The sequence below is a fragment of the Acinetobacter sp. YH01004 genome (assembly GCF_013420455.1).
Classification (GTDB): Bacteria; Pseudomonadota; Gammaproteobacteria; order Pseudomonadales; family Moraxellaceae; genus Acinetobacter; species Acinetobacter towneri.
Genome location: NZ_VOXZ01000018.1, coordinates 16,527 through 30,633 on the forward strand (window position 1 = coordinate 16,527; position 14,107 = coordinate 30,633).

A 14,107-nucleotide genomic window follows, 5' to 3' on the forward strand; every position below is an offset into this window, starting at 1 on the left:
CGTACTGCTGCAAGCTACATTTAAGGTACAATCTCTTGAAAAATGAAAAATGTAGGTTGTTTTATGCCATCTCCTGTACAACGCACCGCAATTCGTGGTCGCTTTCTTGATTTCAAAAACTGTACCAGCCAAGCCGATCAAATTTCAGAACAAGTCCGTTATGTAGACGATGGCTTGTTAATTTGCGAACAAGGCAAAATTCAGTGGTTTGGTTCATGGCAAGAAGGGCAGGCACAGCTAAACGCCAACACTGAGTTCCAACATTATCCTGACCATCTCATTGTGCCTGGCTTCATCGACACCCATATTCATTTTCCACAGACTGAAATGATTGGCGCGTATGGTGAACAATTACTGGAATGGCTGAATACTTATACTTTTCCGACTGAACTGCAATTTGCAGATAAAGCCTATGCTGATCAGATTGCACAATTTTTTGTGCAGGAATTACTGAAAAATGGCACCACCACAGCTTTGGTGTTTTGTACGGTACATCCTGAATCGGTAGATGCGTTGTTTGAAGCGGCAGCACAACATCAAATGCGTTTAATTGCAGGTAAAGTGCTGATGGATCGGCATGCACCTGAAGCATTGTGTGACAGTGCAGACTCAGGCTATACAGACTCTAAAGCGTTGATTGAAAAATGGCATGGAAAAGGACGTAATCTCTACGCGATTACGCCACGTTTTGCACCGACTTCTAGCCCTGAGCAACTGGCGCGGGCAGGGCAACTCAAAGCCGAATATCCCGATGTTTATGTACATACCCATTTAAGTGAAAATCACAATGAAATTGCGTGGGTGAAACAATTATTTCCAGAGCAAAATGGATATTTAGATGTTTATCATCACTATGGTTTAACAGGTTCACGTTCGGTTTTTGCGCATTGCGTGCATTTAGAAGAACATGAATGGCAATGTCTGCATCATACCGATTCTGCAATTGCCTTTTGTCCAAGCTCCAATTTATTTTTGGGCAGCGGTTTATTTCCGCTGCATAAAACTTGGGAGCGACAGGTGAAGGTCGGTTTAGGTACAGATATTGGCGCAGGCACCACGTTTAATGTACTGCATATCCTCAATGAAGCCTATAAAGTACAACAACTGCAAGGGGCAAAACTCTCTGCTTTTGAAGCGTTGTATCACGCCACATTAGGTGCTGCCAAAGCTTTGGACTTAGACGATAAGCTGGGGAATTTTAAGGTAGGCAAAGAAGCCGATTTTGTGGTGCTGGATTTAAATGCCACCGCTTTACAACGCTTACGACAACAACGTTCCAAACATCTTGAAGATGCATTATTTGCCCTCATTACTTTAGCAGATGACCGTAATATTCATGCGACCTATATTTATGGACAACGTGCCTACTACCAACCCGATCAAAACTCAGCAGCAGGTGGCTAAACCTACGCAACCCTCGTATATAAAACCCATCGGATGGGCAATGCTGATACTCGGTTGTGCCTTGTTGTTACGCACAGATTCTCACCCAGCACAAAAATGATGCTATTTTAACCATGCAAGCACGTGCAACATCGCGCAAGATATATTAAAATTAGGGCATATTTTGGGGTGTTGCAGGTCAACACCTTTTTTATTTTTGCTTTTTAGGTATCTACCCATGACAGTTGAAATGCAGGTTTTGATTTCTGCAGAAGAAATCCAGACAAAAGTTCAGGAACTTGGTCAAAAAATTAATGCTCATTATGCCAATAGCGACAAAGAGTTGGTTTTAATTGGCTTATTACGTGGCTCTGTATTGTTCATGGCAGATTTATGCCGCACCATTCACAAGCCGCATGAACTGGATTTTATGACTGTATCCAGCTACGGCGGGGGCACGGTGTCATCGCGTGATGTGAAAATTTTAAAAGATTTAGATGGTGAAATTCGCGGTAAAGATGTTTTGGTAGTTGAAGATATTATCGACTCGGGCAACACCCTAAATAAAGTGATGGAAATTTTGCAAACCCGCGAGCCAAATTCAATTGAGCTATGTACCTTAATTAGCAAGCCATCACGCCGTGAAATTGAACTTGAAGTTAAATTCATGGGCTTTGAAATTGAAGATAAGTTTATTGTCGGTTATGGCTTAGATTACGACCAGAAATATCGTCATATTCCGTTTATTGGCGAAATTGGCTTATAAAACAAACACGCCTCGCTTAAAAAAAGTGATCGTTTCAGATCACTTTTTTTATGGCTAAAATTTGCATTTCATCTATCTAACAGGACAAAAACACAACATGCTGTAGCATTATTCGACTATTTTCCTTGGGATTTTTCAGCAAAAATAAGTCTGAAACATGATGTAAAACATAAACAAAGATAACAAGGAGCTGCTCATGTGGTCATTAATTGTCGCAATTGTGGTGGGTTTTATTGCAGGTTTAATCGCCCGTGCGATTCATCCTGGAGATGACAAAGCAGGGTTTATTGTCACCACCTTACTCGGGATTGCAGGGTCTTTATTGGCAACCTATGCAGGGCGTATGATGGGATTGTACGGTGATGGTTCTGCCGCAGGTTTTATTGCTTCCATCATTGGTGCGCTGATTATTCTGTTTATTTATAATACTATTAAGAAAAAATCACGCGCTTAAATACTGTTTAACGACTGTGATTTTTCAGTCAAACATCTTCTCTCTCAATAAAAAAACCGCCTAAAAATTGAGGCGGTTTTTTTATATCTACTTCGCAATCACAAATTTCAGGTTTGCTCCGATACACACTACACAATTTTAGTTGCCAATATCAGATAAAAAATTAGCCGTTCTTAAAGACCAAATTCTTTAAAAATCTGTTCAATTTGTGCCGCAGGATATGCTCCCATAACTTTAAAGCCATTCGAGAAAATAATCGCAGGCGTACCGTTTACACCTAAACGATGCGCTAAAACAATGTTGCGCTCCACAGGGTTGGCACAACTGCTTTGACTTGTAGGCAATTGTGCTTTTGTGATCAGGTTTTCCCAAGCAAGAGCAGGGTTTTTCTCACAATACACCTGTTTAGATGGCGCAACAGATTGCGCTTTTAACGGCAAAATAAAGGTATAGATTGTAATGTTGTCCAGCTTTTTCAGTTCAGCCTCAAGCTGTTTACAATATGGGCAATTTGGGTCAGAAAAGATCACAATCTGACGTTTTCCCGTACCTCGCACACTTTTGATCGCATCTTGTAACGGTAACTTTTTCCAATCCACACTGTTTTGTTGGATCAATAAATCTTTGGTTAAGTTATGCTGATCCTTTAAACGAATCATTGAACCCGCCAAAATATGTTGCGCATCTTCATTCAAATACACCACTTGACCATCCATAGAGGCGCTATAAATACCTTTCATTTCTGTGGCTTGAATATTATCTAATTTCAGTTGCGGATGCTGTTGTTTGACATTTTTACTAACCGTTGCAACATCTGCCATGCTCACCGCACTGCATAATCCCATTAAGGCAGCTAAACTCAATTGTTTAATCATGTGTTTCATCTAAAAGTAAATTTAGCCTGATTCTAAGCTGAAAGCTGCACAGAATTCAGTATTTTTAAGCCAGAATTACGCAATTGCTACAACTCGTTTTTGCTATGCAACGCTTTAGGTTTCACGTGGAACATTCAAGCCTGATGGCGGATTAATTTCTACTGAAATATGCACAATTTCTTCATGAATGGCGAGGGCGGTGCGGACTTGATCTGCGTCTAAATCGTGTGCGGTTTCCAATGCCAAAATACAGGAAAATTTACCCTGTCCGACTTTCCAAACATGCAAGTCTGTGATCATCACACTGACTGGTAACTCTGCAATCACTTCACGAATTTCATCCACCACAGGATGATCCATTTCTGCATCCAGCAATGTTTTCCCTGTTTCCTGCATCAAACCTATCGCCCAACGCGCCACTAAAATTGAACCAACAATACCTAACAGTGCATCTAGAAAATCCCAGCCCCAATATTTACCCGCAATTAAAGCAATAATCGCAAAAATTGAAGTCACCGCATCTGCCACCACATGCATAAAGGCGGCTTTTTGATTCAGGTCATGGCTGTCATGCGTATGCTCATGATGGTGATGGTGATGGTGATGGTGATGGTGATGGTGATGGTGATGGTGATGGTGATGGTGATGGTGATGGTGATCATCTTCATGTAATAACCATGCACAAATCAAATTGATCAATAACCCTAAAATTGCAATTGGAATAGCTTGGTTATACTGAATATCGACAGGAAAAAATAAACGCTCGATAGAGTGAATTGCCATAAATGCAGCCACCACCAACAATAAAATGGCACTGCTATAGCCAGCTAAAATTTCAATTTTCCATGTACCAAAACTAAACCGCGTATCGGCTGCATAATGACGTGCTGCCCGATAGGCAAAATAAGCCAAGCCTAACGCTAGCATGTGTGAACTCATGTGCCAGCCATCCGCCAGCAAAGCCATGGAGTGAAAAATCCAACCACCCAAGATTTCCAAGAACATCATGACAGCCGTCAGCAAAGCCGCATATAATATTTTTTTCTGCGCCAGCGGATTGCCTTGATCGAATTGATGTGGATGGATACGATGAGAGTGTTGCTGACGCATAATGGGAAATCATTGTTAAATATACTCCCATAGAGTATATAAAATTGAGGTGATGTGTTGGGTCATTTACATACAGATAAGAAAATTTTAAATCGCGTCAAACGCCTACAAGGACAAATTGGGGCAGTAGAACAAGCACTTCACAATCCTGATCATGGCTGTATTGAAGTTTTACAACAAGTCGCAGCCATTAAAGGTGCGGTCAATGGTTTGATGAATGAGTTAATCGAATCGCATTTACGCCATCATGTGATTGGTGATCAATGCGCGATTGATGAACATGAACTGGAAGAGTTTATGAAATTGCTGAAACGCTATGCTTAAACACAAATAGGCTTGACCAGATTCAAGGCTTGTCTTTACACTGAGTGATATTTCTCACTATATGAGACTAAACTCAAGAGTTTAGCCATCAATCGAGTTTTTTATGACTCAATCTCAATCTTGGCATCCTTTCGTGATGATCAGCCTCGCCCTGATTATTGGCACCATGGGCACGGCACTTGCAAGCCCGCTGTATCCAATTTATCAGGAATTGTGGCAGCTTTTACCCAGCCATATCACCTTTATTTTTGTGGCGTATATGCTCGGTTGTTTGGCTACCTTGCTCTTTTTAGGACGTACCAGCAACAGTATCGGCTTCTTAAAAACCTTAGAATTGGGTTTAGTGATCATCACCCTCGGACTGATTCTGTCGATGTTTGCCACCAATGCACTTTGGCTTGCTTTGGGGCGTTTTGTGATTGGGATTGCTTCAGGTCTTATGACTACATCGGCGTTAATTGGCTTAATGTGGAGTATCCCCGAATCACATAAAGCACATGCGCCACAGCTCAGTTCAGTCATTACCGCAGTCGGGTTTGGCTTAGGCCCTTTGCTTGGTGGCGGTGTGGCACAATTTTCAGCAGCACCTTTGTTTAGCCCATATATTCCAGTCATTTTGGGTGCTGTCCTGTGTTTTATTGGATTGTTACGTTTAGCGCCACCTGAATTTACACCACAAGCCTTCTCGATTGCCCCAAAATTAGAACGCCCAGAACCACGCTTTCATGCAGAATTTTATATTACAGGTTTAACTGCATTCTGTGCCTTTGCTGCCTTTAGTTTATTTGCTTCGCTCTCTCCCTCTTTTGTGCAAGTGATTATTCCGTGGCACGGGCCTTTGGTCAGTGGTTTGGCTATCACCTGTATTTTGCTGATTTCAGCGCTGGTGCAGTATTTTTCCAAAGCCATTCCTGCACAAAAATGTCTAAATTATGGGCTGTATTTGCTGTTATTGAGTTTATTGGTACTCGGTTTATGCATGTATTTACACTGGAGTTTTCTATTTTTTGTGAGTGATGTGCTGCTTGGCATAGGACATGGATTGGCATTGATTGGCGCTTTTGGCTTAATTCATGCCATGACCAATCTACAGAATCGCGCTGCAGTGATGTCGACCTATTTATTTGTGGGCTATTTAGGCACAATTCTGCCAATTATTGCAGTCGGTTATCTGGCCGATCATTTTGGTTTAACCACCGCCGTACTTAGCTTTTGTGCAGCCATCTGCTTACTGTGTGGCTACATCATTATTTGGTATCGCCAATTGCAGAACAAACCTGTTTTAGGATGAAGTTTCATCTAAACGACAAACTAAAATCAGGACAAGGTTTGGATCAGCTGAGTTTATTCAAATATTCAAACCTTGTAGATGAATGGGACTATGTCTTCTATTTTGATCTCAAACTCAATAGCCATTATTTTTCATTGATGGTTTGATGCTCTAATTCTTTAGTTAGGAAGTAATTTAAAAAGGTTCGAATCACTGCAATGATCGCCAGTTTAATTAGGCTATCTAAATCTGGATCTACTGTGGTGGCTAAAATATCTGCAGCCAACTGAAATTCAAGTGCCGTCGCGAGCCAATCCCCAAAACAATAACGTGCAGTACGCCCCGATTTTAACTGAACCAGCACCAATAAAGTTTTAACCAGACCAATCACCACGCAAATCACAGAAATGGCTTCGAGTGACAATTGCAAAAAATGAACCGAAGAAATGAGTATTTCACGTAAAAAAGCCAGTTCAAACATCCAAATACCTCCATCAGAGATTTCATCTCGTGCATTTAGGATTGAATTGAGCGCCAATTTTTGATTATTTTCTCATCATAGCTTTAAATGCTGCGGTTTAAAAAGACTTACGTGATTATTGATGGGTTTTCATAAAGATAAATTGAAACGTTTAAATATGACATAAGTTAGATCGGGCTTGTGCCGAATGAGAAACTAAACATTAACGAATAGGCTGATTTTTAGTAGCAGATCACCCCAAATAGGATAATAAAAAAGCACTAAGCCACTCAAACTTAATGCTATTTTTGTATCAAATCAGGAAGTAATCGCTAAAAATCATTTCCCAATACAGAATGTAATAACAATAAATAATCATATTTAAATCAATTAATTGCAAAAAACAACTATTTAAAGATACTAAACAGATACTTTTTAAAGCAATACTAGGCATTTTTTATACCCTGTGAATCTGCTTTTTAGCGTGAAAAAAAAGTCGGGTTTTAAGTCTGCCAGGCACCCATAATTTTTATTATTTAGTAACTTTTTGTTATTTTTTAATAGTTGAGTTGTATAGTTTTTTAAATATAATTCCTTATTTAACTAAAAGTAATAAATAAAGAGGGCTTTATGAAAAAATTTAAACTTAGTTTTTTAAGCTGTTCAATCATTTTTCTAACAGCTTGTGGTGGTGGTGGTGATGGGGGGACAAGTGATTATTATAATAATGAAACACCAACAACACCAACAACACCAACAACACCAACAACACCAACAACACCAACAACACCAACAACACCAACCGAGCCTGAGAACAAAGCTCCTGTTGCAGCCGCTGGTATAAACCAGAATGTTACTTTAGGTGATCTAGTTGTGCTCGATGGTTCTAAAAGTTTAGATGAAGACCAAAATTTACTTACCTATACATGGGTAATAAAAGAAAAGCCTTTATTAAGTAACGTAAACTTATCAAACTCATCAATTGTAAATCCAACATTTAAGCCTGATGTGGTCGGTAAGTATGTAGTTAGCTTAATAGTTAATGATGGAAAGTTAGATAGCTCAGAAGATACTATTGAAATTAATGTAGTCAAAGGTAACGCTGCTCCTGTAGCAGCAATTTCTCAGGTTTCAGAAACAATACAAGTCGGCAATAAAGTTATTTTTGATGGTTCATCAAGTACAGATAGCGACAACGATGCGATAAATTATATTTGGACTATTGAATCTAAACCAACAGATAGTACTGCTCAATTATCAATGGCAACAACTGTTAACCCGAGTGTTATTTTTGATAAAGTCGGTACTTATACAATTGGATTAGTTGTTTCAGATGGTGATTTATCAAGTGAAAAAGTTACCTCAACTATTCAGGTCGTACGCGGAAATTCCGCACCTTTAGCAGATGCTGGGACAGCACAGACAATACAATTAGGTCAAATCGTAACGCTTGATGGTAGTAAGAGTAATGACCCAGATAATGACCAATTAAGCTATAAATGGGCTATTAGTTCTAAACCTAATGGTAGTAATGCTTTAATTTCAAATACGACAAATGTTAAACCAACATTTACTCCTGATGTAGCGGGAAATTATGTAATTAATTTAATCGTATCTGATGGTGCATTAACTGCTAGTAGTAACGTAAATATCACTGTTCAAACAGCGCCAGAACTTGTATTAAGTACGAGTGACTTTTTTGGTTCAACAGTCCATAAATTACCGTATAGCAGCACAGCAAGTTTTAACAATACTTATAACTGCATAGGCACTGGATGTACTGGCCCATCTTTAGCAACTTTTAATTTAGAAGCTAAAGGACGTCCATATACAATTATCAATTTAAAAGCGACCTCTAATAATTCTACTTACTCTGCTTTTTTTGGAAATTTAACCAATAATCAAATCATTCAAAATGGTGAAAATGTTAAATTTGATTTAAAAGCAACACCAACTCAAGGGAATACAGTTACTTTTAATTACTCGTTTACGGTTAAAGAAACAGGGCAAACTTTTTCTTATACTGCAACAGGTAGAATTAATTAAAGTTTTAATAAAGGCATCTTAAAAGATGCCTTTATTTTTGACTAAATTTTGATATTAAAATGTAACATTTTGCCAATAAAACTACCCCTATAAATTGGACTTGACATTTTGCTCCATGAGGTTGTTTCCAAAAACACTAAAAACAACCCTGATTTTTTGTAAAAAGTTCATAAATACATGATTATTAATAATAATTTACGGCGTTATGTTTTGGTGTGAAAAAAAGGCGCATTTTGCGCCTTTGTTTTGGTACATTTTGCCAATCAATACGGCTTTTCTTCGGGCAGAAATAGGTATTTCTCCCTCACCATCTCCCAAGCTTGACACTTATAGTCCTTAGTCCTAAGGACAGCATATAAATTCAATTCATAAAAAAGAGTTTTAGTAAAAATAGTCATTTTTACTAAGTATGTAGTGTGATATCTAACAATAACTCCATTCATATATAAAAATATTTAAATATCCAACTTCGGCAACGACTTCACAATCTTCATTGTTTCAAGGCTAACCGTAATCACACGTAAGAACAGCTCAAGCGGATACGCAGGGTTGTTCATGGTTTCAATTGCCCAATCGTTTGCATCGTTTACAATACCGCTGTCCTTGTGCGTAGATACGCACTGACGCTCCATTACCCACTCAAGGGCAGGCTTACCATTCACCACGTAATCATACGCCTCTACAGGGATGTCCTTGATGGTGATGCGCTTGTTGTAAATTACCGTACCTTTCTCGCCCCTCTTGGCAAACTTCATCTTCTCAACATAGAAGTCATCGGCAGTAAGTTGGTTATACGCCGTGCTACCCGTATCCAATGTTGCTTTGTATGGTTCAACAGTTTCATAGTTCAAATGCCAATGTGCAAGCTCACGACCTGCTTTAGAGAACGCCCAGAAGTCTTCAGCTTTCTTCACACATGGAATACGTGGCAATTCTTTGGTGAGGTTGTCCGCATAGCGTATACGATATTCTTCGCTATGGAGCAAACCGTAGGTGTAATAGAAGATGTCTTCTTTGGTGATTTGCTCGCTAGGATACGCCGTTTGGAAGTGCTGTAAGCCTTCGTCACTGATGCCGTCTTTACGCTCGTACTTGGTTTCAGTCACGGTTAGATCAAGTGATTCGTCGAATAGATCCCCTGAGCCTACTTGTTTGTCTTGAGTGACTTCTTCATATATATAAAGCGGGAAGCATTGATCTCCAGCTTCAAGCATATTCAGATCAGGGATAGAATTGCTAAGCAAGCATGAAAATCCATTTCTTGACCCCACGCCTGTTATGCAAATACATATATTTTTTAATGTACTCACAGGATACATTGTTGGTATTAAAGCAACATCATTAACAACAGATCTATCGAAATAGAGATATTGTTTTATGAATGGTCTAAATAGACCTGTTGCTATTTTCGAAGAAGAAAAATGTAATTTTTTCCCTTTTTTGACACCATCTCTTAAAGCTCTAGACCAACTTATTTTTGTAGAATCCGTATTGATGAAATCTTCAACTGCTAATTTTTTTTCACTCTTCTGATAACGTCCCATCTCTTGATTATAAAATTGGATTGTAGACTCAACATTCTTCAGTACGATTCTTTCGTTAAAGTTATAGACCCAAGCATCTCGATTAGTCTTTACACCCATTGAATATGATTCGAAAAGCCTCAATTGATCTTTATCTTTTTTATTACCTATACTTATAAATTCAGAAAAGGTCTCATCTCTCTTACCAAACCAATCCTCATACTCATTTGGTATGATTTTTTCAAACTCATTAGCAGCTAATATTCCACCAATTGAATTTAGGTCTTTAATTTTATTCAATTTTTCATAAGTTGTTAAATCTTCACCAATATCGTAATAATAAATATTCCCAAATTCACCCTTAACATTCGGGTGTTTAACTAGGATTGAGATTGCAATCCCTGACATACTACCACTTCCAAAGATATTCTGTCCTTCTTTAGCTTGTCCTTTAGAAAGCATATTTTTACGAATATCCCCCCTTAGATTAATGATATAAATATCACTAAACTCTTTTCTTAGACATTTACGAATTCCGCTAGTAGCTGGTTTTTCTAAAACCACATTACCCGTTACAAAACCAATTACACCATTATCGTGGATACGATCACTAGCCCACCGCAATGCTCGAATATACGAATTGTATAGAGCATTTTTATTTGTTGATTTTGAATCATTTGCGTAAGTGTCTCGTATACGCTGATCTAGATTTATGTACTCTAGATTTGCATTATTATCATTTGCACTCTTTTGACCCACAGAATAAGGTGGGTTACCAATAATCACCTGAATATCAAGTAACTTCTGACGCTTACGGCGTGCGCTATTATCTACTAGGACTTGATCGACCAAATCCTCTTTCTCATACATTTGGAAAGTATCGGTTAAACAAATACCCTCAAACGGCGTGTACTCGTCAATGATTTCACTGTGGTAGACCGCTTCAATATTGATTGCTGCAATGTAGTAAGCGAGCAATACAAGCTCGTTGGCATGAATCTCGTTCTTGTATTTATAGGTTAATTTCTTAGGTGGAATCAGACCACTTTGAAGTAAACGAGAAATGAATGTTCCCGTACCCGTGAATGGATCAAGAACATGCACACCTTCATCGGCGAAGCTCTTGCCGAACTCTTGTTGAAGAACATCGTTGACGCTGTGAATGATGAAGTCCACCACTTCAACAGGTGTATATACAATGCCTAGACGTTCAGTCATACGAGGGAAAGCATTACGGAAGAATTTGTCGTAAAGCTCAACAATAATCTTCTGCTTACCTTCCGCACTATCAATACCCGATGCACGTAGCTTCACGCTGTCATAGAAGCGTTGTAATGCCTCGGTTTCGCTGTCGAGTTGATGCTGATCCAAGACATCCAGTACTTTTTGCATAGCAACTGCCATTGGGTTATGCGCCGCAAAGCTGTACTCATCAAATAAAGCATCGAAAACAGGCTTGGTGATGAGGTGCTGTGCCAACATCTCAATAATTTCAGCATCCGATACCGCATTGTTTAAATCGTCACGAATTTCAAAGGCAAATTCTTCAAACACGGTGCGTTCTTTGTCGCATTCAGGACGCTCTAGAATGTCGGTAATTAGCTTGATATGCGTTTGAGCAATTTTGGCAATGTCATTCGCCCAGTCTTCCCAATGGTGGCGGTTACCGACCTTCTGAACCACTTTAGCAACGATAGCACGCTCAATCTCGCCTGATTCAAAACTAAAGGATTGTTGAGTATCTTCGGTATCATCTTGCTTAGACTTTTTCGATGGTGTACCGATGGTTGTAGCACCTTTGCCTGCGGCTTTCTTCTTGGCTTTCGCAGCAACTTTATCAGTAATTGCAATGACCTCCATCTTAGATCGGTCAATGCCTGTTAAATCCATTTTATTAATCATGGCATCAAAGCGGTCATCGTGTGAACGAAGTGCATTCAGCACTTGCCAAACCACTTTGTAAGTTTGGTTGTCATCAAGCGCCTTATGTGGCTCTACCCCAGGTGGAATCACAACAGGCAAAATCACATAACCACGCTTCTTATTCGGTGCAAGGCGCATTACACGCCCAACAGATTGCACCACATCAACTTGTGAGCTGCGCGGTGTCAGGAATAAGACTGCATCAAGTGCAGGCACGTCTACACCTTCAGACAAACAACGTACGTTACTTAGAACACGACAAATCGGACGCTCTACGCCGTTTTCATCGACTTGTGGTTCAGGTGTAGCTTTTAACCAATTGAGCTTTTGCTCTTTCAGGTCTGCGCCCATACCGCCGTCGACATGCTGTGCTTCACAAATTAAGCGGTGTGAGATTTCATTACCTTCAAGCGCTTCAGCTTCTTGGTAGGCTTCAACGACAGTTTGAAAGATATTGGCAATACGTGTTGAACTCACCTGATGCTTACGTGCTTTCGCCGTTTGGTCAATCACTTGGCAAAATGCGAGTGCACGTTGCATTGGTGCTGTGTCTTCTTCTACATCTGCATGAATCCCTTGTTTAGATAACGCTTTCCAACAGCCAACAATACGTGCCGCATCATCTACAACGATTTCACTGTTCTCAGTAATAGTGCTTCCGATTTTTTTGATAATCGTGTCCGAATCCACTGTCAGTACAATGACCTTGTAATCAACCAACAAACCACGCTTCACCGCTTCTGAAAAGTTGATGGTATAAAGCGTTTCGCCAAACAGCTTTTCATCATCCATTGAAAACAATGTGAAATCGGTTGCATTGTTTTTAACATCATCTGAGAAAATACGTGGTGTTGCTGTCATGTAAAGACGTTTTTTACCCAGAATAAAGCCAGCATCGTGAATTTTTACAAAATTAGAATCGTCTTCACTATCATGCGTTGACCCCGTAGTACGGTGAGCCTCATCACATATAATTAAATCAAACTCTCCCATGCCCTCATCATTCTGTGCATCACTAACGGTATTAATAGAATGATAGGTTGAGAAAACAACTGTCATGTGCTCATCATCATGATTACTTTCTACATTTTCAGCCAGTTTTTTTGCATTTGTTGTTGCTGGATACTGTAACTCATGAGCAAGTGTAGTTACGGCGTCAATAACGCTATGATTTTTCTTTTTACCAATTTCATTATCAGAACACACAGCATAGCTATGCAATGGTGTAGTTGATTCTTGTGTCCACTCTGTGAGGGTTTGAGAAAGTAAGGACAAGCTAGGTACGAGAAATAAAACACGTTTACCTTTACCAGCACATTCTTCAGCAATTTTAAGGCTAGTAAAGGTTTTCCCTGTACCACATGCCATAATAAGTTTACCGCGTTCTAATTTTTGCTCGTATAAACCAATTTTGACATTTGTTAGGGCTGCTTTTTGATGGTCACGAAGTTGTTTTTTTGTCTTTAAAATGACTTCCTTTTTTTCTGCAAATTTTGACCAATCGATTGCACTTTGAGCCAAAGTTTCTAAGTCAATTTTCGTAACAGGCGGGTCTTGGTTTTCTAGTGTTTGAAGTGCGTTATCTGACCATTTATGTGTAGTACTAACAATAATACGGCGTTCAAAATAAGTTTTTGAAGCAGCAGCTAAAAAACTATTAATTTCCCCTTTACTAACAGTACTATCCGCATCATATAGTTTACATTGAATTGCGTGAAACTTATTTTCTTTCGTGGTAGCAACTAGATCAATACCTGTATCTTTACCTGTTAAACCTTGCTCTTTTGCCCATTCTGAATAAGTTTGAATTTTGGTAAATAGATCAGCATAGAATGGCTCATTCTCAAAATATTTAATACACAGTAATTCAAAATAAGTGCCTTTTTCACGCTCTGTTTTTGCTGTTGTTCTATATATATTGATTAAGTCAAAAAAAGAAGCCATGCCCACCCCCCAAAGATTTTTATTCAAGG

At 39.2% G+C, this 14,107-nt stretch carries 10 protein-coding genes; 6 read left to right on the top strand and 4 right to left on the bottom strand.

Annotation, left to right across the window (positions count from 1 at the left end; all coding sequences use genetic code 11):
- Positions 1-63: 63 nt before the first annotated feature.
- From guaD to FTT71_RS11480, 3 genes are all read left to right on the top strand, one after another.
- A complete protein-coding gene (guaD, locus tag FTT71_RS11470; RefSeq protein ID WP_180009222.1) occupies positions 64-1,404 on the top strand; it encodes a guanine deaminase in 1,341 nt (446 codons plus the stop codon).
- A gap of 217 nt (positions 1,405-1,621) precedes the next feature.
- Positions 1,622-2,149, top strand: coding sequence for a hypoxanthine phosphoribosyltransferase (gene hpt, locus FTT71_RS11475; protein ID WP_019836204.1), 528 nt, complete (start codon positions 1,622-1,624; stop codon positions 2,147-2,149).
- 196 nt (positions 2,150-2,345) lie between these two features.
- Complete coding sequence (locus tag FTT71_RS11480) at positions 2,346-2,603, top strand: GlsB/YeaQ/YmgE family stress response membrane protein (protein ID WP_154321231.1); 258 nt, start codon at positions 2,346-2,348, stop codon at positions 2,601-2,603.
- A gap of 173 nt (positions 2,604-2,776) precedes the next feature.
- Here FTT71_RS11480 and FTT71_RS11485 read toward each other — a convergent pair whose 3' ends face one another.
- Together FTT71_RS11485 and dmeF are read right to left on the bottom strand one after the other, a co-directional pair.
- Entirely contained in the window at positions 2,777-3,424 is a 648-nt protein-coding gene (locus FTT71_RS11485; protein WP_373685904.1) for a DsbC family protein, read from the bottom strand.
- A gap of 168 nt (positions 3,425-3,592) precedes the next feature.
- Positions 3,593-4,588: a CDF family Co(II)/Ni(II) efflux transporter DmeF gene (dmeF, locus tag FTT71_RS11490; RefSeq protein WP_180160982.1), complete on the bottom strand. Its 996-nt coding sequence runs from the start codon at positions 4,586-4,588 to the stop codon at positions 3,593-3,595.
- A 57-nt stretch (positions 4,589-4,645) separates the two neighbouring features.
- Here dmeF and FTT71_RS11495 point away from each other — a divergent pair, with 57 nt between their 5' ends.
- Positions 4,646-4,912, top strand: coding sequence for a metal/formaldehyde-sensitive transcriptional repressor (locus tag FTT71_RS11495; protein ID WP_004969779.1), 267 nt, complete (start codon positions 4,646-4,648; stop codon positions 4,910-4,912).
- A 103-nt stretch (positions 4,913-5,015) separates the two neighbouring features.
- A complete protein-coding gene (locus tag FTT71_RS11500; RefSeq protein ID WP_171287397.1) occupies positions 5,016-6,203 on the top strand; it encodes an MFS transporter in 1,188 nt (395 codons plus the stop codon).
- Between the two features lie 124 nt (positions 6,204-6,327).
- Here FTT71_RS11500 and FTT71_RS11505 read toward each other — a convergent pair whose 3' ends face one another.
- Positions 6,328-6,663, bottom strand: a complete 336-nt coding sequence (locus FTT71_RS11505) for a DUF1622 domain-containing protein (protein ID WP_154321234.1) — start codon at positions 6,661-6,663, stop codon at positions 6,328-6,330.
- A 609-nt stretch (positions 6,664-7,272) separates the two neighbouring features.
- Here FTT71_RS11505 and FTT71_RS11510 point away from each other — a divergent pair.
- Complete coding sequence (locus FTT71_RS11510; protein WP_180160983.1) at positions 7,273-8,688, top strand: PKD domain-containing protein; 1,416 nt, start codon at positions 7,273-7,275, stop codon at positions 8,686-8,688.
- A 455-nt stretch (positions 8,689-9,143) separates the two neighbouring features.
- Here the strand turns inward: FTT71_RS11510 and FTT71_RS11515 are convergent, their stop codons facing one another.
- A complete protein-coding gene (locus FTT71_RS11515; protein WP_180160984.1) occupies positions 9,144-14,078 on the bottom strand; it encodes a type ISP restriction/modification enzyme in 4,935 nt (1,644 codons plus the stop codon).
- Positions 14,079-14,107 lie beyond the last annotated feature (29 nt).

Coding starts and splice junctions, on each gene's coding strand:
- guaD (WP_180009222.1), top strand. CDS start 64: ATGCCATCTCCTGTACAACGCACCGCAATTCGTGGTCGCTTTCTTGAT.
- hpt (WP_019836204.1), top strand. CDS start 1,622: ATGACAGTTGAAATGCAGGTTTTGATTTCTGCAGAAGAAATCCAGACA.
- FTT71_RS11480 (WP_154321231.1), top strand. CDS start 2,346: ATGTGGTCATTAATTGTCGCAATTGTGGTGGGTTTTATTGCAGGTTTA.
- FTT71_RS11485 (WP_373685904.1), bottom strand. CDS start 3,424: ATGGCAGATGTTGCAACGGTTAGTAAAAATGTCAAACAACAGCATCCG.
- dmeF (WP_180160982.1), bottom strand. CDS start 4,588: ATGCGTCAGCAACACTCTCATCGTATCCATCCACATCAATTCGATCAA.
- FTT71_RS11500 (WP_171287397.1), top strand. CDS start 5,016: ATGACTCAATCTCAATCTTGGCATCCTTTCGTGATGATCAGCCTCGCC.
- FTT71_RS11505 (WP_154321234.1), bottom strand. CDS start 6,663: ATGTTTGAACTGGCTTTTTTACGTGAAATACTCATTTCTTCGGTTCAT.
- FTT71_RS11510 (WP_180160983.1), top strand. CDS start 7,273: ATGAAAAAATTTAAACTTAGTTTTTTAAGCTGTTCAATCATTTTTCTA.
- FTT71_RS11515 (WP_180160984.1), bottom strand. CDS start 14,078: ATGGCTTCTTTTTTTGACTTAATCAATATATATAGAACAACAGCAAAA.